Here is an 18,647-nt window from a genome sequence, read left to right as displayed (position 1 = left end):
GCAGGACTTGCTAAAACAGTTACGCCGCAGATTTTCCCAACCTGATGAAGCAAGATATATCAAAATTTTACAGCAGTTGCGAATTAAGGCAGGGTTGTGACCTGTATTGAGGAACTATCATTTCCATCAAATCAAAGGTTTATCTCTTTTCCGCAGGTTCATTAAGAAAATATTAATAGTTTTGAATGGTTTGTGTGGACAATTGCGCTCGTGATTCGGGTTTCATTTGCGACCATTTCGATGGTTTCAGCAATTTCGGAATTTGACCCATTGCCTTTTTTTGGCCTAAAAAATTCCAAAACCTTGAAGAAGACGAGCGACGGCAGGTTGTTTGATTTTTGATCTTCGCCTGCTTTGACTTGCACCGCAGCTAGACCCGTATTGGTCATTTTTGGCCTTCGGATCGACTGCTTCAGTTAAGGGTCCTGAATATGAGACTGAGCCGTTGACGCGCGCTGGTAATTGGAAGCTGCCTGTATTGGCAGGACTGCTCGTAGCGCCCTTCGTAGTGACGGGTTGCACGACGACCGGCACCACAGCCAAGACCGAGAAGACGGCGGCCGTAAGTCACGTCAAGTCGGTCAACGGTGTCAAGACCTATACCTATACGGCAAGGGACAAGGAGTGTCTCGAGCGCGCCATGTTCTTCGAATCGAACCGCTCCAGTTCCGATGGTCTGATGGCTGTCGGCACGGTTGTGATGAACCGCCTCGCATCGGGCCGTTATCCGGATACGATTTGCGGCGTCGTCGGCCAGAAGAACCAGTTCGCACCCGGCGTTCTCACCCGCAAGATGGAATCCAGCAAGCTGCCCGATGTTCAGGCCGCAGCCGACGCCGTGCTGAAAGGCCAGCGCCATCCGAAGCTGAAGAACGCCATGTTCTTCCATACGGCAGGCCTGAAGTTCCCCTACAACAACATGCACTATGTGCTGGTTGCCGGCGGTAATTCCTTCTACGAAAAACGCAATCGCGACGGTTCGTTGCAGAACCCGGTGCCGCAGGAACCATATAACCTCGCGCTCGCCTATTCGCCGCAATCGCCGTCGCTGCCGCAAGACCCGTCCTATGACGTGACCTTGCCGCAGGCGGGACCGGTTCCGGCAGCAGCGCCAACCGTACAGGTCGCGCTGGCGGATGCGTCCAAGATGGAAACCTCTGTGCGTGGCAGCGGCCTTGGACCGCAGGCGCGGGGCAATCGCCTTGCGCATAACAACGATGTAGCGACGGCTCAGCCGCAAATTCAGCAGGTCGCGTCCTATCAGCCGCAATTCGATACGTCGGCACCGGCAAGCCAGCCGCAATCGCTTGGCTATGCAGCGGCAGATCAGAAGCAGGTCGATGCAATCGGCGCATTGCTTCTGTCGCAGGACCGTCCGGAAACCCCTCTATAAGTTGAGTTGAACAGATTTGGTGCGGGCTAATCTTTCCGATTGGCCCGCATTTTTTATTTGAGTTCTGCATTCCATCGCTATTAGCGGGGACGAACCACGACCGGACGATAGATCGGCTGATAGAGCATGATGGGCTGATCGTAGAAATCGACGCGGTTTTCCCAGGCGCGGCGATCCGCCCGGCGGTCGAGATCGAGCCGCTGCAGACAGTTGGCAAATGCGTCGGTCCGCGGCTTGAAGCCATAGCCGAGACATGTCTGCTCGTCGGCGGCGCGGCGCTCTTCCGGTGTCATGGTGACACAACCGGCCAGCAGGCCTGCGAGCCCCAGCAAAACAAGTAGTTTCCGGTTCATGTCATTCGTCCTGTGTAACTGCCCGCTGCTTCAATAATAGCGCAGGTGCATGAAAAAGAGTGGTGAAATTATGCCGTTTGGTAAACTGATAACGAGAGTATAGAACTGATTCCAAACCGCGCTCCTTTTTTTAAAGGTACGCGTCTTCGCATCAAAAGAGGTCCCGCAGCTCATGGCTCACGATATGCAAAATCCTGTCATCGATCCGGTAAAGCTCGAACGTCTGGCGGAAGTCGCCGTGCGCGTCGGCCTGCAATTGCGCGAGGGACAGGATCTGATCATCACGGCGCCGGTTGTCGCCCTGCCGCTGGTGCGGCTGATTGCCAAACACGCCTATAAGGCTGGCGCAGGTCTGGTGACGCCGTTCTTCGCCGATGATCAGATTGCGCTGGCCCGCTATGAAAACGCGCCCGATGCAAGCTTCGACCGCGCCGCGGACTGGCTCTATCAGGGTATGGCCAAGGCCTATTCGGAAGGTGCGGCGCGTCTTGCGATTGCTGCCGACAACCCGATGCTCCTGTCCAGCCAGGACGCCGCCAAGGTTTCGCGTGCCAATCGCGCAAATTCCAAGGCCTATCAGCCTGCGCTGGAAAAGATCGCGGGCTTCGATATCAACTGGAACATCGTTTCCTATCCAAATGTGGCATGGGCGAAGCTGATGTTCCCGAATGAGCCGGAAGAGGTTGCGACCCGCAAGCTGGCCGAAGCCATTTTTGCCGCTTCACGCGTGGATGTCGAAGATCCGATCGGCGCATGGGCCGCGCATAATGCAGCGCTTCGCACCCGCACCCGTTTCCTGAACGGCAAGGCTTATAGCGCTCTGAACTTCAAGGGCCCGGGCACGGACCTGACGGTCGGGCTTGCCGACGGCCACGAGTGGCACGGCGGCGCATCGACGGCGAAGAACGGCATTACCTGCAATCCGAATATTCCAACGGAAGAGGTTTTCACCACGCCGCATGCCTTGCGCGTCGATGGTTATGTCGCCAGCACTAAGCCACTTTCGCATCAGGGCACACTGATCGAGAATATCGCCGTGCGTTTCGAAGCGGGCCGGATTGTCGAAGCCAAGGCGAGCCGTGGTGAGGAAGTGCTGTCGAAGGTGCTCGACACGGATGAAGGCGCGCGCAGGCTCGGTGAAGTGGCGCTGGTGCCGCATTCCTCACCGATCTCGCAAAGCGGTCTCTTGTTCTACAACACGCTGTTCGATGAAAATGCTGCGAGCCATATCGCGCTCGGCCAGTGCTATTCCAAGTGCTTCATCGACGGCGCCAAGCTGACGCCGGAACAGATCAAGGCGCAGGGCGGCAATTCCAGCCTCATCCACATCGACTGGATGATCGGTTCCGGTGAAATCGACGTTGATGGCATCAAGGCCGATGGTAGCCGCGAGCCGGTGATGCGTCGCGGCGAATGGGCCAGCTAGAGCATTTCCAGCAGAAGTGCGTTGCGGTTTTGCGTAGGATAATGCGTAAAAACAAAGAGATAGAGCAGTTGCCCGATTCCGTTTTTACCGGAACCGCTCTGAGTGCTGGACGCCGGAAATCGAAAAGGCCGGGAAATTTCCCGGCCTTCTTCATGATTGCGATGAACTGAAGCCTCAATTCTTTTCCTGCACATGGGCTTCGAGGAACCATAGCGCCTTGTCCAGCGAGCGCGAAGCGGCGGTAAAAATATCCGCCGTGTTGTCGTCGCCCGCCTCGTCTGAATCCTTGATCGATTTGCGCAGAAGATTGGCGACATCGCCATAACGCTCGATCAGCGCGCCCAGATGATCGTGAACCGCATAAATATCGGTCGGATAGGGCTTCAGTTTCGTTTCCTTCACCACAATCTGCGACGTGCCATAGGCCGTGCCGCCAAGCTGCACCGCCCGTTCGGCAATGGTGTCGACGTGATCGTCGAGTTCGGTGCGGAAACCGTCGAGCATCTCGTGCACTGCGATAAATTGCGGCCCCTTGAGGTTCCAATGCGCCTGCTTGGTGATCAGTGCAAGATCGATGGTCGCAGCCAGATTTTCGTTCAGAAGCGCGATCATGGTCGTCTTGGTGTTGGAAGGAAGATCGTTGCGGGTTGCATGCATCGACTTATTGGACATTTTATCCTCATATCCTTTTGCACAATCAGGCGCGAGCGATTGGCTGGCTCGCAGCGATTGGGAGAATCGCCAGCGTCGGGGCGGTCGAAGAGAGGCGCAAACAGAATCGTCCCGCACCCAGCAAGAAAACGCCTGCCGAGAGATTTTGTTCCGCAGAAAAAGCCGAAAATTCCAAGCCAGGCTGCTCTTTGACGATGAATTGGTGTCCACTTGGGCACGGTTAGACTTGTCGCGGGGGCAATTCTCATTTACCCGGAAGTGCATGAAGATACTCGCCCTCGATACCGCCGCTTCCTATTGCGCCGCCGCCGTCTATGACGCTGGCCGCGATGTCGTTCTTGCTCAGGTCAGCGAGAATATCGGCAAGGGGCACGCCGAAGTGCTGATGGATTATGTCGGGCGCGCGCTGGCCGAGGCAGGCGTGGCGATTAAGGATATTGATCGCGTGGCGGTGAATATCGGCCCCGGTTCTTTCACGGGCGTTCGTATTGGCGTTTCGGCGGCGCGGGGTTTTGCACTGGCGCTCGGGTGCCCGGCGATTGGCGTCACCGCCTTCGAGGCGCTGGCGGATGAGACAATCACACACATGCCGGGCAAGCCGGTGACGATCCTGCTCGACGCGCATCGCGGCGAGATTTACGCGCAGACATTCGACGCCAATGGTGCTGCCCTGTCCAAGCCATCGGTGCTGTCGCGAGAAGAAGCGGAAGCTTTTGCAGGCAATGCGGCCCTCGATACCGTGCTGGCCGGATCGGCAGCAAAGTCGATCAACGAGGCCTTGGGCGACAAGTTTGCGCTTGGCCCCATCGAGCCGACCGCCAATATCGCCACTTTCGCCTGCCTGGCGGCCACACGCACACCCGCTGACGCGCCGAAGCCGCTTTACATGCGCGGGCCAGATGCCAAGCCGCAGGTCGGGTTTGCATTGCCGCGCAGGCAGGCCGGAGAATAGGCGATGATGGGCTTGCCATTCGGTCGCTTCGGTCGCCGACAGGTTTCGGTGGAAGCGCTCAGCGCGCAGGACAGCCACGTGATCCAGCGCATTCATGCCGTCGCGTTTCACCATGGCTGGAGCTCGGACGATTTTCGCTCGCTGATCGCGCAGGATACGGTTTTCGGTTTTGTCGCCCGTGCGGAAGGCAAACCCAATGACGCCTGCGGTTTCGTTCTGGCGCGGCTGGTTGCAGGAGAGGCGGAAATTCTCACCATCGCGGTTTCTCGCGATGTGCAACGGCAGGGTGTCGGTCGCGCGCTGATGGATGCCGTGTTGCGCTATCTCTATCAGGAACGGGCGGAAACGCTGTTTCTCGAAGTCGATGAAGCCAATGTCGCGGCGCAGGCGCTTTACCGGCGTCTCGGGTTTCAGAAGGTCGGTGATCGCCCGGCTTATTACGAAACCGCCAATGGGCGCTCGGCAGCGCTCGTTCTGCGCCGCGATCTGAAGAGACCGCAATGATTGGCGCGATCCGGGTCTTTCTCGTTCTCGCGGCCATGGTCATGCTGAGCCTGTCGCTGATCCCGGTTCAATATGTGTTTCTGAAACTCAGGAATGGCTGGAAACGCAGCCTGCCCAATTTTTTCCACCGCGTGATTGCGCGGTTGTTCGGCTTTCGGGTGCGCACCGTCGGCGAAATGCATCGCGGTCGCCCGTTGTTGCTGGTCGCCAATCATACGTCCTGGAGCGACATTGTTGTCCTGTCCTCGGTCGGGCAGGTGTCGTTCATCGCCAAGTCAGAAGTGCGCAGCTGGCCGATTTTCGGCATGTTCGCTGTTTTGCAGCGGACCGTTTTTGTCGAGCGCGAGCGGCGCGGCAAGACCGGCGAACAAACCTCTGAAATCGCCACGCGGATGAGCGAGGGAGATGCCATGGTGCTGTTTCCCGAAGGCACGACCTCCGATGGCAATCGGGTCTTGCCGTTCAAGACCGCTCTTTTCGGTGCAGCCCATGCGGCGATCAGGGAAGCCGGTGTGCCGGAAGTGCTCGTGCAGCCGGTCGCCATCGCCTATACCGGCGTGCATGGCATGGCCATGGGGCGCTATTTTCGCCCGATTGCATCCTGGCCGGGCGATGTCGAGTTGATGCCGCATCTGAAAGGTATCCTGCGCGAAGGCGCCATCGATGTTGAAATCCGCTTCGGCGAGCCGATGGTCGTCACGGCAGCCACAGACCGCAAGATGCTGGCCCGCACCATGGAAAGCCGGGTGCGCACACTTTTGCAAAGCGCACTTCTGGGCCGTGAGATTTCGGAAGAGTAACCAGCATTTTCAGCAAAAGTGCGAAGCAGTTTTGCGTTCGAAAATGCGATAGCGAAAAAGCCGATCAGTTTGTCACCTTCCAAAGCGGCGACAAAAGCTGTAGATAGCCCCGCATGAGCGAAAACATCACCGATATTGTGCCAGCGGCAGACCACGCCGATACGCGTCCAAATACGCGCAAGGTTTTTGTCAAAACCTATGGCTGCCAGATGAATGTCTATGACAGCCAGCGCATGGCCGACAGCCTTGCAGCGGAAGGCTATGTCGCGACCGATACGCCGGACGATGCCGATCTGGTGCTGCTTAACACCTGCCATATCCGCGAAAAGGCCTCGGAAAAGCTCTATTCCGCGCTGGGACGCCTGCGCAAGATGAAGGACGCGCGGCAAGCCAATGGCAAGGAACTGACCATCGGTGTTGCTGGCTGCGTGGCACAGGCCGAAGGACAGGAAATTCTGCGCCGAGCGCCGAATGTCGATCTGGTGATCGGACCGCAGACCTATCATCGCCTGCCCAATGCGCTGGCGCGCGTTCGCGGCGGCGAAAAGGTCGTCGAGACCGAATATGCGCTTGAAGACAAGTTTGAACATCTGCCGTCGCCGAAGCGCGAGGAAACCCGCAAGCGCGGCGTTTCTGCTTTTCTGACGGTGCAGGAAGGCTGCGACAAGTTCTGCACCTTCTGCGTGGTGCCCTATACGCGCGGTTCGGAAGTGTCGCGCAGCGTCAAACAGATCGTGGCCGAAGCGGAACGCCTTGCCGATGGCGGTGTGCGGGAACTGACCCTGCTCGGCCAGAACGTCAATGCCTGGCATGGCGAGGGCGACGATGGCCGCGAATGGGGGCTGGGCGAATTATTGTTCCGCCTCGCGCGTATTCCGGGTGTTGCGCGCCTGCGTTATACGACCAGCCATCCGCGCGATATGGATGACAGCCTGATCGCCGCGCATCGCGACCTGCGCCAGCTGATGCCTTATCTGCATCTGCCGGTGCAGTCCGGCTCGGACCGTATTCTCAAGGCGATGAACCGCCGCCACAAGGCGGACGAATATCGACGCCTGATCGAGCGCATCCGTGACGTGCGTCCGGATATGGCGCTGTCGGGCGATTTCATTGTCGGCTTCCCCGGCGAGACCGATCAGGATTTCGAAGATACGATGCAGCTGGTGCGCGATGTGAATTACGCGCAGGCCTATTCCTTCAAATATTCGCCACGTCCCGGCACGCCCGGCGCGGATCTGTCCGGTCATGTGGACGAAGCGGTGAAAGACGAGCGGCTTCAGCGCCTGCAGGCTTTGCTGTCGGAACAGCAATATGCGTTTCAGGAATCCATGATCGGTCGCGAGATGGACGTGCTTTTAGAAAAGCCCGGCCGTCAGGCGGGGCAGATGGTGGGACGCTCGCCCTGGCTCCTTCCGGTGATCATCGATGACAACAATGATCAGGTCGGCGAAATTATTCATGTGAAAATCACCTCCACTGGGACCAATAGCCTTATTGCGCAAAAACTGGCGTGAAGGCATGATACCGTTCAGGCAGATGGTTCGGCGCTTGAGTCTCGTGCCGATAATCCTGTCGGGCCGATGATCCCGTCGGAACTGTGATTGCAATGCGTGAACTCTTGAGGAGATACGGTTGAGCGCCACGGAAAAGCTGAGACCTGCCAAGCCAACCACTCTAACGCAAAAAAGCCCGACTACCGGGGCCTCGGATATGGCCCATATCGTGCTCACTTTCGAGAACAACCGCCTGGCCAGTGCGCTTTACGGTCAGTTCGACGAAAATCTGGCACGGATCGAGCAAAAGCTCGGTGTCGATGTTCGCTCCAAGGGCAACCAGCTCTCGATCCGGGGCGAACCGACCGCGACCGAACAGGCGCGCCGCACGCTCGATCATCTTTATGAAACCGTGCAGAAAGGCCATGAACTGACGGCATCGGATGTCGATGGTGCCTTGCGCATGGCCATCGCCGCCGATGATCAGCTCGACCTGCCGACGATGGAAAACAAGGGCAAGCTGTCTGCTGCCCAGATTTCCACCCGCAAGAAGACGATCTTTGCGCGCACCCCGACGCAGGACGCCTATATGCGGGCGCTCGACCGTTCCGAACTGGTGTTCGGTGTCGGTCCTGCCGGTACAGGCAAGACCTATCTGGCCGTCGCCCATGCCGCCATGCTTTTGGAACGCGGTCTGGTGGAGCGGATCATCCTGTCCCGCCCGGCTGTTGAAGCGGGTGAACGCCTGGGCTTTCTGCCGGGTGACATGAAGGAAAAGGTCGATCCCTATCTGCGTCCTCTCTATGACGCGCTTTACGACATGATGCCCGCCGAAAAGGTCGAGCGGGCCATCACGGCAGGCGTCATCGAAATCGCGCCGCTGGCCTTCATGCGCGGGCGCACGCTGGCCCATTCGGCGGTGATCCTCGATGAGGCGCAGAACACGACATCCATGCAGATGAAAATGTTCCTGACGCGTCTTGGTGAAGGATCGCGGATGATCGTGACGGGCGATCCGAGCCAGATCGATCTTCCACCCGGTCAGAAATCCGGGCTTGTCGAAGCGCTTCGCGTGCTGGACGATGTGGAAAGCGTCATCAAGGTGCGGTTCACCCAAAAAGACGTGGTGCGTCATCCGCTGGTGGCGGCAATCGTCAACGCCTATGACCGCGATGCGAAAACGCATGTCCAGCAGCCGGTCCGTCCGGAATAAGAGGACTTGTAATTGGTCGTTAGAACTACGATCTAAAAAATGCTGTCTGCCTTTTTGGGGCAGACGGCTTTCGAACAACTGAAAGGACGAAGCGGCTTGCTGTCCGGGAAGCCGCCGCAGAACGTGTCAGACAACGCGATCCATATCGATATCACCATTGAAGCTGGCAACTGGCCGGATGAAACAACACTCGAAGGACTTGTCAGAAAGTCTGTCGAGGCGGCATGGACCAATCTGGGCCTCAAGGATGCCGACAGCGAATTGAGTATCGTCTTTACCGACGATGCGTCCATTCAGGAGCTGAACGCCGAATGGCGCGGCAAGGACAAGCCTACCAATGTGTTGTCGTTTCCCGCGTTTCCGGTCAAGGCCGGGAACCAACCGGGACCAATGCTGGGCGACATTGTCATCGCCCGCGAAACCGTGGAGCGTGAAGCGGTTGAAGAAGGCAAGCCTCTTGACCATCACCTCTCACACCTTGTCGTGCATGGCTTCCTGCATCTGTTGGGCTATGATCATGAAACCGACGAGGAAGCAGAGGAAATGGAACGCCGCGAGGTCGAGATTCTTCATGCTATTGCCATCCCGGACCCTTATGCTGTATCCCAAGAGACCATTAACAACGATTGACCATGGCTGATCAAACCTCACAACCTCCGTCCGCGGGCGAGAATCGCAGCGAGACCCAAGACGCCGAAGGGCAAAGTACGCAGCGACCGGTAGCGGTCGAAAAGCGTTCCCTTCTGTCGAATATTTTCCCTTTCATCCGCTCGCGGCAGCAATCTTCCTTGCGTGAAGATCTGGCCGATGCGTTGTCCAGCACGGCAAGCGAACAGGATTCCGCCTTCTCGCCCGAAGAAAAGGCGATGCTGCACAATATCCTGCGCCTGCGTGAAATCCGCGTCGAAGACGTGATGATTCCGCGCGCGGATGTCGAGGCCGTGGAAATTTCCACGCCGCTTTGGGAAGTGCTGGAACTCTTCGAGGAATCCGGCCATTCCCGTATGCCGGTCTATGCCGAAACGCTGGACGATCCGCGCGGCATGATCCATATCCGCGACGTTTTGAATTTCATCACGCGTCAGGCGCGCCAGAAAACGCGCCGCCGCACGACGGCCAAGACGCCTGCTGCGGCGACGCCGCCGAAATTCGATATGAGCCGCATTGATCTCACCAAGACGATCGGCGAGCTCAACCTCATGCGCAAGGTGCTGTTCGTGCCGCCATCGATGATGGCGAGCGGCCTGATGGCCCGCATGCAGGCAACCCATATCCAGATGGCGCTGGTCATCGACGAATATGGCGGCACCGATGGTCTCGTCTCGCTGGAAGATATTGTCGAAATGGTTGTCGGCGATATTGAAGACGAGCATGACGACGAAGAAATCATGATCGCCGAGGAAGCCGATGGCGTGTTCGTCGTCGATGCGCGCGCCGATCTGGACGAATTCGCGGCAAAGATCGGCCCGTCTTTCGCGGTGGGCGAACATGGCGAGGATGTCGATACGGTTGGCGGCCTGATCTTCTCCGTATTGGGCCGGATTCCGGTTCGCGGTGAAGTGGTGCAGGCCGTGCCCGGCTATGAATTCCACGTGCTGGAGGTTGATCCGCGCCGCGTGAAGAAGGTGCGCATCGTGCCGCTTTCCGCCGCTGACCGCCGCAGGCAACAGCGTGCCGTTGTTACCACCAAGCCTGAAGAGCAGTCTCCGGCTACCGCCGAAGACACTGAAACCTTCAAAGAGGCCTGATGATCGAACGGCTTGCGGGCAGGATCATTCTTTCAAGCGGCTGGCGTCGTGCGCTGGCCGCTTTTTTGAGTGGCGCCTTCGCGACACTGACCCAGCCGCCTTTTGATCTCTTCATCGCCGGTTTCATTTCCTTTCCGATCCTCGTCTGGCTGATCGACGGCGCTTTGGCGCGCGCCGATGCTGGCCCGATCCGGCGTATTCTGCCCGCGGCAATGGTTGGGTGGTGGTTCGGCTTCGGCTATTTCGTCTCGGGCCTCTGGTGGATCGGGACGGCGCTTCTGGTCGATGCAGACGAGTTTGCCTGGGCCCTGCCGCTGGCAGTGCTGGGCCTGCCCGCCTTTCTGGCGATTTTCTATGCCTTTGCGACCATGGTTGCGCGCATTTTCTGGTCTGACGGGCTTGGAAGGATTTTTGCGCTCGCGTTCGGCTTTGCGCTTGCAGAATGGTTGCGCACCTTCCTGCTGACCGGCTTCCCGTGGAACGCTATCGGCTATGCGGCAATGCCGGTGCCGCTGCTGATGCAGTCGGTCGCGGTGGTCGGCCTTGTGGGCATGAGCGCGCTTGCCGTGTTCCTCTTCGCATCGCCCGCATTGCTGATCGGCGGACGGCTTGCAAAAAGCGGTATCACCCTCGCCATTCTTCTTGCTGCAACCCATGTCGGCTTTGGCGCATTTGCACTTTCGCGCGCGCCAGCCGTGGGCGACGAAAAGGGCAACATCAATATCCGCATCGTGCAGCCCTCCATTCCGCAGACCATGAAATGGGACAATGCCGCGCGCCGCTCGATCTTCGACAAGCTGATTGCGCTGACGGCCGAGCCGCCCGCTGATGGCAAGCCGCGCCCCGATGTCGTCATATGGCCTGAAACGGCAGTACCCTATATTCTGACGTCGACACCGGAAGCGCTGGCCCAGATCGGCAATACATTGCAGGACGGTCAGGTGCTGTTGACCGGCGCCGTGCGCGAAGAGCGGGCCGCAGGCAATGGCGAGCCGCGCTATTACAATTCCATATATTCGATCAACGACCGGGGCGAGATCACCGACGCTACCGACAAGGTGCATCTTGTTCCATTCGGCGAATATCTGCCGTTGGAAAGCCTTCTGCGGGGGCTTGGACTTCAGGAAGTGGTGAAAATGCCGGGCGGCTTTACCGCCGGTTCCTCACGGCGTCTCCTGAATGTGAGGCCGGGCCAGACGCTCCTGCCGCTTATCTGCTACGAGGCGATTTTCCCTGATGAGCTGGGCGTTTCGGGGCCGGAAACAAGCGCGCCCAAAGCAATCGTCAACGTCACGAATGATGGCTGGTATGGCAACACGCCGGGGCCTTATCAGCACTTCCGGCAGGCGCAGGTTCGCGCCGTGGAGCAAGGCTTGCCGCTCGTGCGTGCGGCCAATAACGGGCTTTCGGCGGTAACGGATTCCTACGGTCGAATCACTGAAGGTCTCGCGCTGGATGCTGTCGGCGTGGTGGATGCTTCCCTACCGTCAGTTCGTGCACCATTTTGGGGCACAGCGCCGGGATCGAAACAGACGATAACGATCCTGTTAACCTTACTCTTTGTCAACGTCGCTTTCACGGTGTCATTCCGCAGGCGTTTTCATTGACACGGCAATTTTGTTAAGATGTTATACCGGCGCGGTGACGGTTCCCACGTGTGAAGTCGTGCGAAACGCGTCAGACTACCTCCCACAACGTGATGTTATCCCTGTTCAGATGAACAGTACATGAATGAAAGCTCGCAGCCGCGAGGAGTGACAGCTGTATGATTGAGAATAAAAAAGAAGCCCAACCCAATCGACGTACACGTCGGCAGCCGCATTCGTCTCCGCCGCAACATGCTGGGCCTCAGTCAGGAAAAGCTTGGCGAAAATCTGGGCATCACGTTTCAGCAGATTCAAAAATACGAGAAGGGCACCAATCGCGTCGGTGCCAGCCGCCTGCAGGCGATCTCAGCCATTCTCAATGTACCGGTTTCCTTTTTCTTCGAAGACGCACCGGGATCAAACCCCGTCGGCCAGGAAGGCTTTGCGGAAGATAACGAAGCGACCTATGTGGTCGATTTCCTGAATTCGAACGAAGGCGTCCAGCTCACACGGGCGTTCACGAAAATTTCAGATCCGAAAGTTCGCCGGAAAATCATCGATCTGGTGAAGTCGCTGGCAGCAGACGCCGAGTAAGTCACTCCCCTTTACGCCTGTTTTCTGGCGATTCATGCGCGTTTTTCCCCTTTTGACGGTGGCTTTTCGGCCTTGGGAAATGAATTTTTCCCACCGCGCCCTGTCGCAATACGAAAATGCATTGACGGTTCGATCCCAACTTCGCTAACACTTTGACGCGCCCGGAAAGTTCCGGGCGCTACTGTGTTTCCTAGGCGGAGATGTCCTCCGTTGGATTTTCAAGAGGGGTTACCCGTGTCGCGCAGTTCTTATCTCTTCACCAGCGAATCTGTGTCTGAAGGACACCCGGACAAGGTTTGCGATCGTATCTCCGATGAAATCGTCGACATGGTCTACAAGGAAGCGCGCCGCACCGGCGTGGATCCGTGGTCTGTCCGCGTCGCCTGCGAAACGCTTGCCACCACCAACCGCGTGGTGATTGCCGGTGAAGTGCGCGTGCCGGAGACTTTCCTGAAGAAGAATAAGGACGGCTCGATCGCCAGGGACGCCGCTGGCCATCCGCTGATCAATCCTGCCCGCTTCCGTTCGGCAGCCCGCAAGGCGATCCGCGAAATCGGTTACGAGCAGGACGGCTTTCACTGGAAGACGGTGAAGATCGACGTGCTTCTGCACCCGCAGTCTGCCGACATCGCGCAGGGCGTCGATAATGCTGCCGACCGTCAGGGCGAAGAAGGTGCGGGCGATCAGGGTATCATGTTCGGCTATGCCTGCCGCGAAACCCCCGATCTGATGCCTGCCCCGATCTATTATTCGCACAAGATTCTCGAAAAGCTGTCCGAAGCCCGCCATAAGGGCGAAGGCGATGCGGGCAAGCTTGGCCCGGACGCCAAGAGCCAGGTCACGGTGCGTTACGAAAACGGCAAGGCTGCGGAAGTTACGCAGATTGTGCTCTCGACGCAGCATCTGGATGCCAGCTGGGATTCGAAGAAGGTTCGTTCGGTTGTCGAGCCCTATATCCGCGACGCGCTGGGCGAGCTGCCGATTGCAGCGACCTGCAACTGGTACATCAACCCGACCGGCAAATTCGTCATTGGTGGCCCGGACGGTGACGCAGGCCTGACGGGCCGCAAGATCATCGTCGACACTTACGGCGGTGCCGCTCCGCATGGCGGCGGCGCATTCTCCGGCAAGGACACGACCAAGGTTGACCGCTCGGCTGCCTATGCAGCGCGTTATCTGGCCAAGAATGTCGTGGCGGCAAATCTTGCCGACCGCTGCACGATCCAGCTTGCCTACGCCATCGGCGTTGCGCAGCCGCTTTCGGTCTATGTCGATCTGCATGGCACCGGCAAGGTAGCGGAATCCGCTGTTGAAGAAGCGCTGCGTGAAGTGATGGACCTGTCGCCGACCGGCATCCGCAAGCATCTCGACCTCAACAAGCCGATCTATGCCAAGACTTCGTCTTACGGTCATTTTGGCCGCAAGCCGGGCCGTGACGGTTCCTTCTCCTGGGAGAAGACCGACCTCACCAAGGCACTCAAAGCGTCTGTCGCTTAAAGCCTGTTCCAAAAGTTGCATCACAGGCCGCTTGGCGTTATGTGTCTTGCAAATATCAAAGAGCGCGGTCATCGACCGCGCTCTTCGCTTATTCTGACGGATAAAACATGACCGAAGAAACCCATCCTCTGCGCGGTGCCGGAAACTTTTTTGGCCGTCGTCACGGCAAGCCGCTGCGCAGCCATCAGCGGAACCTGTTCGAGGACCTTCTGCCCGAACTGAAGCTCGACCTTGCCAAGCCTGCGCCGCAGGATCTGCGCGCGTTGTTTCCCATCGCGGTTGACGCGGTGCGCATGGAAATCGGCTTTGGTGGCGGCGAACATCTTCATCATGAAACGGGCCGCTATCCGCAGACAGGCTTCATTGGCGTCGAGCCTTTCGTCAACGGCATGGCCAAGATGCTGGCGGCGCTCGATCAGGAGCTGCGTCCCAATATGCGGCTCTATGATGAAGATGCGACGGCGGTTCTCGACTGGCTGCCGGATGCATCGCTGACCGGTATCGACCTGTTTTATCCCGATCCGTGGCACAAGCGCCGCCACTGGAAGCGCCGTTTTGTCAGCGACGCCAATCTGGATCGTTTTGCCCGCATTTTGAAACCCGGCGCAAAATTCCGCTTCGCGTCGGATATCGAGCATTATGTAAACTGGACGCTGCAACATTGCCGTCGTCACGATGCTTTTGACTGGCAAGCGGAAAGTCCGGCGGACTGGAACAATGCCTATGAAGGCTGGCCGGGAACGCGCTATGAGGCCAAGGCCTTTCGCGAGGGCCGCAAGGCTGCCTATCTGACTTTTATCCGACGTTGAATTTCTAGAGCGGTTCCGATCAAAACGGTATCGTGAAACCGCTCTATCTATCTGTTTTTACGCATTATCCTACGCAAAATCGCTGCGCACTTTTGCTGGAAATGCTCTAGACAGAAGCGGGACTTGAAAAAATCCGCTTCCGCTGGTATATAACTCTCAAATTCTTGGTCGAACGAACAAGAGTGGGTCCGTCCGGTCCCGCTCTTTTTTGTTACTTAGACCCGGGAAATAGAGGTTTTTCGACCCCTTCGAGAGGTTCAGAGTTGACGGAACAGGTTCAGGCAAACGAAGCAGAGACGCCAATCGTGGCTGTGGATGAGCGCATCATTCGCGAAACGGGCATCGACGCGAAAGTGGCAGGCATTGTGGAGCCGGTCCTCAATACGCTCGGCTTCCGTCTGGTGCGCGTGCGTCTTTCCGGCCTCAATGGCCAGACCTTGCAGATCATGGCCGAGCGTCCCGATGGCACGATGACCGTTGACGATTGCGAGCTGGTCAGCCGTACCGTCGCGCCGGTGCTCGACGTCGAAGATCCGATCAGCGGCAAATATCATCTGGAAATCTCGTCGCCGGGCATCGATCGTCCGCTGGTGCGCAATTCGGACTTTGCTGACTGGGCAGGCCATATCGCCAAGGTAGAGACTTCTATCGTGCATGAAGGCCGCAAGAAATTCCGCGGTCGTATCGTGCTGGGCGATGCCGAGACGGTGGTGATCGAAAGCGATCAGGTGTCCTACGGCAACGAACCGGTCGTGCGCATTCCCTTCGATGTGATTTCGGATGCGCGTCTGGTCCTCACCGACGATCTGATCCGCGATGCGCTGCGCAAGGACAAGGCCCTTCGTGAAGGCCGCATCCCCGGAGACGATCTGGGCGATGCGCCGGAAGAGACGCCGACAGAAGATACGGCTGACAAGAAATAAGCCGACGAAAAAAGTTTCAGGCATTCGGCGCAAGGAGAAGCCGGGTGCGACACCAAGGAGAGACCTATGGCAGTCAGTGCTAACAGGCTGGAGCTTCTGCAGATCGCCGATGCGGTCGCACGCGAGAAGTCGATTGACCGCGAGATCGTTCTTGCGGCCATGGCCGATGCGATCCAGAAGGCAGCGCGTTCGCGTTACGGTCAGGAAAGCAACATCCGCGCCGACATCAATGCGAAGTCGGGCGAGATCAAGCTTCAGCGTCTGCTCGAAGTGGTCGAGAATGTCGAAGACTACGCCACGCAGATTTCGCTGTTCACCGCACGCGACCGCAACCCGGATGCGCAGATCGGCGACTTCATCGCTGACCAGCTGCCGCCGATGGATTTCGGCCGTATTGCTGCCCAGTCCGCCAAGCAGGTCATCGTGCAGAAAGTGCGCGAAGCCGAGCGTGACCGCCAGTATGACGAATACAAGGACCGCGTGGGCGAAATCGTCAACGGCACTGTGAAGCGCGTCGAATATGGCAATGTGATTGTCGATCTGGGCCGTGGCGAAGCCATCGTGCGCCGTGACGAACTGATCCCGCGTGAAGCCTTCCGTTATGGTGACCGTATCCGCGCTTATGTTTACGACGTGCGTCGCGAACAGCGCGGCCCGCAGATTTTCCTGTCGCGCACCCATCCGCAATTCATGGCGAAGCTCTTCACCATGGAAGTTCCGGAAATCTATGACGGCATCATCGAGATCAAGTCGGTCGCCCGTGATCCGGGTTCGCGCGCCAAGATCGCCGTGGTTTCGCGCGATGCGTCCATCGATCCGGTCGGTGCCTGCGTTGGTATGCGTGGTTCGCGTGTTCAGGCGGTTGTGGCTGAACTGCAGGGCGAAAAGATCGACATCATTCCGTGGTCGCCGGATGCGGCTTCCTTCATCGTCAACGCGCTTCAGCCCGCTGAAGTTGCGAAGGTTGTTCTCGACGAAGATGCGGAACGTATTGAAGTTGTCGTCCCGAATGACCAACTATCACTTGCGATCGGTCGTCGCGGCCAGAATGTCCGCCTCGCATCGCAGCTCACCGGTTGGGACATCGACATTCTGACGGAGGACGAAGAGTCCGAACGTCGTCAGAAGGAATTCACCGAGCGTTCGAACCTGTTCATGGAAGCCCTCGACGTTGACGAAATGGTCGGTCAGGTTCTGGCTTCCGAAGGCTTCGCCTCGATTGAAGAACTGGCTTATGTCGAGCCGGGCGAAATCGCATCCATCGACGGTTTCGATGACGATACCGCTTCTGAAATCCAGCAGCGTGCCCGTGAATATCTGGATCGCCTCGAAGGTGAACTGGATGCGCGCCGCAAGGAACTCGGCGTCGAAGACGAACTGCGTGAACTGCCGAACCTCACCACCGCCATGCTGGTTGCTGTCGGTGAAGACGGTGTGAAGTCGATTGAAGACTTTGCAGGTTACGCTGTTGACGATCTCGTCGGCTGGCGTGAGCGCAAGGATGGCGACACTGTCGCTCATAGCGGCATTCTCTCGTCCTTCGATGTTTCGCGCGTCGATGCCGAACAGATGATCCTGACTGCCCGCCTCAAGGCTGGCTGGATCACGGAAGAAGAGCTGGCAGCAGCCGCTCAGGAAGAAGCCGAAGCGGAAGTCGAGGCTGAAGCCGGTGAAGAAGAAGCTGCTTCGTAAGAAGCGCTGAAAGTTCTGGAGCCGCATGGGTTCTTACGTCTGAAGCAATTCAGGCGTAAGCTGTGCGGCTTCAAGCATCTCCAGCAAAACTGCGCAGCGGTTTTGCGCCCGGAGATGGGGAAACGGGTCTCATCTGCCGGATTCGGTCAGTCGGATCGGGTTTCAGTGGGCCTTGGACCACGTTTCGGGTTGTGGCGAAGCCCCGGCTCTGGTACAGCGCCACGCGTTGCGTTTGATATGTCGGGGAGGTTCCAAACCGCCCGATTTGAGAACATAACGGCGGAAGCGTTGCCAGTTTTGAAGTTGAGTACAAGTCCGTATATGGCAGAGCGGGAGTTTGCGTGGAGCAGGATATGAATGACAGAACCTGTATCGTCACGCGCGAAAGCGGTTCTGCCGATGACATGATCCGCTTTGTGGCAGGGCCAGACGGTTCCGTCGTGCCGGACTTGAAAAGAAACCTGCCAGGCAGGGGATGCTGGGTCAAGGCCGAGCGCCGTCTGGTGGATGAAGCGATCAAGCGCAAGCTTTTTGCGCGGGCGCTGAAGGAAGGCGTGAAGCCGCAGGACGATCTTGGCGCGCTGGTCGACCAGCTGCTGACGAAATCCGCTCTCGGCAGTCTGGCTTTGGCGCGCAAGGCAGGCGCCGTGGTAACCGGCTCGACCAAGGTGGATCAGGCGATCCGCACGGGCGCGGCGGCCATGGTGCTGCATACCAAGGAAGCCGCAGCCGATGGCGTGCGCAAGCTTGATCAGGCAAGGCGCGCCGTGGTGCATCTGGATGGCCCCGATATCCCGGCCTTCACCCTTTTTACGGGAGAAGAAATGGATTTGGCATTTGGGGGCGGAAATGTGATACATGCAGCCGTGCTTGAAGGAAAGGCGGCTGTCGGGTTCGTTCAGCGGGCGCAATTGCTGCATCGCTATCGCGGTGAAAGCGCAACGAATTCGAATTAGAGCGTAATCCCGGAGGCTGGCAGGTCTCACACCGGA

At 58.1% G+C, this 18,647-nt stretch carries 18 protein-coding genes and 1 pseudogene; 16 read left to right on the top strand and 3 right to left on the bottom strand.

What is annotated here, in order from left to right:
- Positions 1–161: 161 nt before the first annotated feature.
- On the bottom strand, positions 162–389 hold the full coding sequence (locus tag QLQ11_RS08455; protein WP_371835853.1) for a hypothetical protein: 228 nt from the start codon (positions 387–389) through the stop codon (positions 162–164).
- Positions 390–445: 56 nt separating this feature from the next.
- On the opposite strand from QLQ11_RS08455, the gene QLQ11_RS08450 reads away from it, so the two are divergent.
- Positions 446–1,393 carry a cell wall hydrolase gene (locus QLQ11_RS08450; RefSeq protein WP_109370091.1) on the top strand — a complete coding sequence of 316 codons (948 nt, stop codon included), beginning with the start codon at positions 446–448 and terminating at the stop codon, positions 1,391–1,393.
- Between the two features lie 80 nt (positions 1,394–1,473).
- Here the strand turns inward: QLQ11_RS08450 and QLQ11_RS08445 are convergent, their stop codons facing one another.
- Complete coding sequence (locus QLQ11_RS08445; RefSeq protein ID WP_109370092.1) at positions 1,474–1,746, bottom strand: hypothetical protein; 273 nt, start codon at positions 1,744–1,746, stop codon at positions 1,474–1,476.
- Positions 1,747–1,918: 172 nt separating this feature from the next.
- Between QLQ11_RS08445 and QLQ11_RS08440 the strand changes: the two genes are divergently transcribed.
- Positions 1,919–3,172 (top strand): aminopeptidase, encoded by a 1,254-nt coding sequence (locus tag QLQ11_RS08440; protein WP_109370093.1) that lies wholly within the window; start codon positions 1,919–1,921, stop codon positions 3,170–3,172.
- A 174-nt stretch (positions 3,173–3,346) separates the two neighbouring features.
- On the opposite strand, the gene dps is transcribed toward QLQ11_RS08440, so the two are convergent.
- Positions 3,347–3,844 carry a DNA starvation/stationary phase protection protein Dps gene (dps, locus tag QLQ11_RS08435; protein ID WP_109370094.1) on the bottom strand — a complete coding sequence of 166 codons (498 nt, stop codon included), beginning with the start codon at positions 3,842–3,844 and terminating at the stop codon, positions 3,347–3,349.
- Between the two features lie 262 nt (positions 3,845–4,106).
- On the opposite strand from dps, the gene tsaB reads away from it, so the two are divergent.
- From tsaB to QLQ11_RS08365, 14 genes and pseudogenes are all read left to right on the top strand, one after another.
- Positions 4,107–4,796: a tRNA (adenosine(37)-N6)-threonylcarbamoyltransferase complex dimerization subunit type 1 TsaB gene (tsaB, locus tag QLQ11_RS08430; RefSeq protein WP_109370095.1), complete on the top strand. Its 690-nt coding sequence runs from the start codon at positions 4,107–4,109 to the stop codon at positions 4,794–4,796.
- Between the two features lie 3 nt (positions 4,797–4,799).
- The gene (rimI, locus tag QLQ11_RS08425) at positions 4,800–5,300 is read left to right on the top strand and encodes a ribosomal protein S18-alanine N-acetyltransferase (protein WP_109370096.1); all 501 of its coding nucleotides are present in this window, start codon (positions 4,800–4,802) and stop codon (positions 5,298–5,300) included.
- Complete coding sequence (locus tag QLQ11_RS08420; protein WP_109370097.1) at positions 5,297–6,100, top strand: 1-acyl-sn-glycerol-3-phosphate acyltransferase; 804 nt, start codon at positions 5,297–5,299, stop codon at positions 6,098–6,100. Before rimI ends, QLQ11_RS08420 begins: the two co-directional genes overlap by 4 nt.
- 113 nt (positions 6,101–6,213) lie before the next feature.
- Positions 6,214–7,614, top strand: coding sequence for a tRNA (N6-isopentenyl adenosine(37)-C2)-methylthiotransferase MiaB (gene miaB, locus QLQ11_RS08415; RefSeq protein WP_124915144.1), 1,401 nt, complete (start codon positions 6,214–6,216; stop codon positions 7,612–7,614).
- 118 nt (positions 7,615–7,732) lie between these two features.
- Positions 7,733–8,806, top strand: coding sequence for a PhoH family protein (locus tag QLQ11_RS08410; RefSeq protein WP_171316966.1), 1,074 nt, complete (start codon positions 7,733–7,735; stop codon positions 8,804–8,806).
- A 123-nt stretch (positions 8,807–8,929) separates the two neighbouring features.
- Positions 8,930–9,436, top strand: coding sequence for an rRNA maturation RNase YbeY (gene ybeY / locus QLQ11_RS08405; RefSeq protein WP_109370346.1), 507 nt, complete (start codon positions 8,930–8,932; stop codon positions 9,434–9,436).
- Positions 9,437–9,438: 2 nt separating this feature from the next.
- Positions 9,439–10,554: a hemolysin family protein gene (locus tag QLQ11_RS08400; RefSeq protein WP_109370100.1), complete on the top strand. Its 1,116-nt coding sequence runs from the start codon at positions 9,439–9,441 to the stop codon at positions 10,552–10,554.
- On the top strand, positions 10,554–12,161 hold the full coding sequence (gene lnt, locus QLQ11_RS08395) for an apolipoprotein N-acyltransferase (protein ID WP_283735996.1): 1,608 nt from the start codon (positions 10,554–10,556) through the stop codon (positions 12,159–12,161). The genes QLQ11_RS08400 and lnt overlap by 1 nt, the downstream gene beginning before the upstream one ends.
- Before the next feature lie 158 nt (positions 12,162–12,319).
- A pseudogene (locus QLQ11_RS08390) lies at positions 12,320–12,734 on the top strand (helix-turn-helix domain-containing protein).
- Positions 12,735–12,968: 234 nt separating this feature from the next.
- The gene (gene metK, locus QLQ11_RS08385; RefSeq protein WP_109370102.1) at positions 12,969–14,231 is read left to right on the top strand and encodes a methionine adenosyltransferase; all 1,263 of its coding nucleotides are present in this window, start codon (positions 12,969–12,971) and stop codon (positions 14,229–14,231) included.
- Between the two features lie 107 nt (positions 14,232–14,338).
- Entirely contained in the window at positions 14,339–15,040 is a 702-nt protein-coding gene (locus QLQ11_RS08380; protein WP_109370103.1) for a tRNA (guanosine(46)-N(7))-methyltransferase TrmB, read from the top strand.
- Positions 15,041–15,303: 263 nt separating this feature from the next.
- Positions 15,304–15,963, top strand: a complete 660-nt coding sequence (gene rimP / locus QLQ11_RS08375; RefSeq protein WP_283735999.1) for a ribosome maturation factor RimP — start codon at positions 15,304–15,306, stop codon at positions 15,961–15,963.
- A 66-nt stretch (positions 15,964–16,029) separates the two neighbouring features.
- A complete protein-coding gene (gene nusA / locus QLQ11_RS08370) occupies positions 16,030–17,655 on the top strand; it encodes a transcription termination factor NusA (RefSeq protein WP_109370105.1) in 1,626 nt (541 codons plus the stop codon).
- Positions 17,656–18,008: 353 nt separating this feature from the next.
- Positions 18,009–18,611 carry an RNA-binding protein gene (locus QLQ11_RS08365; protein ID WP_109370106.1) on the top strand — a complete coding sequence of 201 codons (603 nt, stop codon included), beginning with the start codon at positions 18,009–18,011 and terminating at the stop codon, positions 18,609–18,611.
- The last annotated feature ends 36 nt before the right edge of the window (positions 18,612–18,647 follow it).

The organism is Ochrobactrum sp. SSR (assembly GCF_030067775.1).
GTDB classification, from domain to species: Bacteria; Pseudomonadota; Alphaproteobacteria; order Rhizobiales; family Rhizobiaceae; genus Brucella; species Brucella teleogrylli.
The sequence above is the reverse complement of the archived record's forward strand: the minus strand, read 5'-3'. Positions and strand labels throughout refer to the sequence as shown.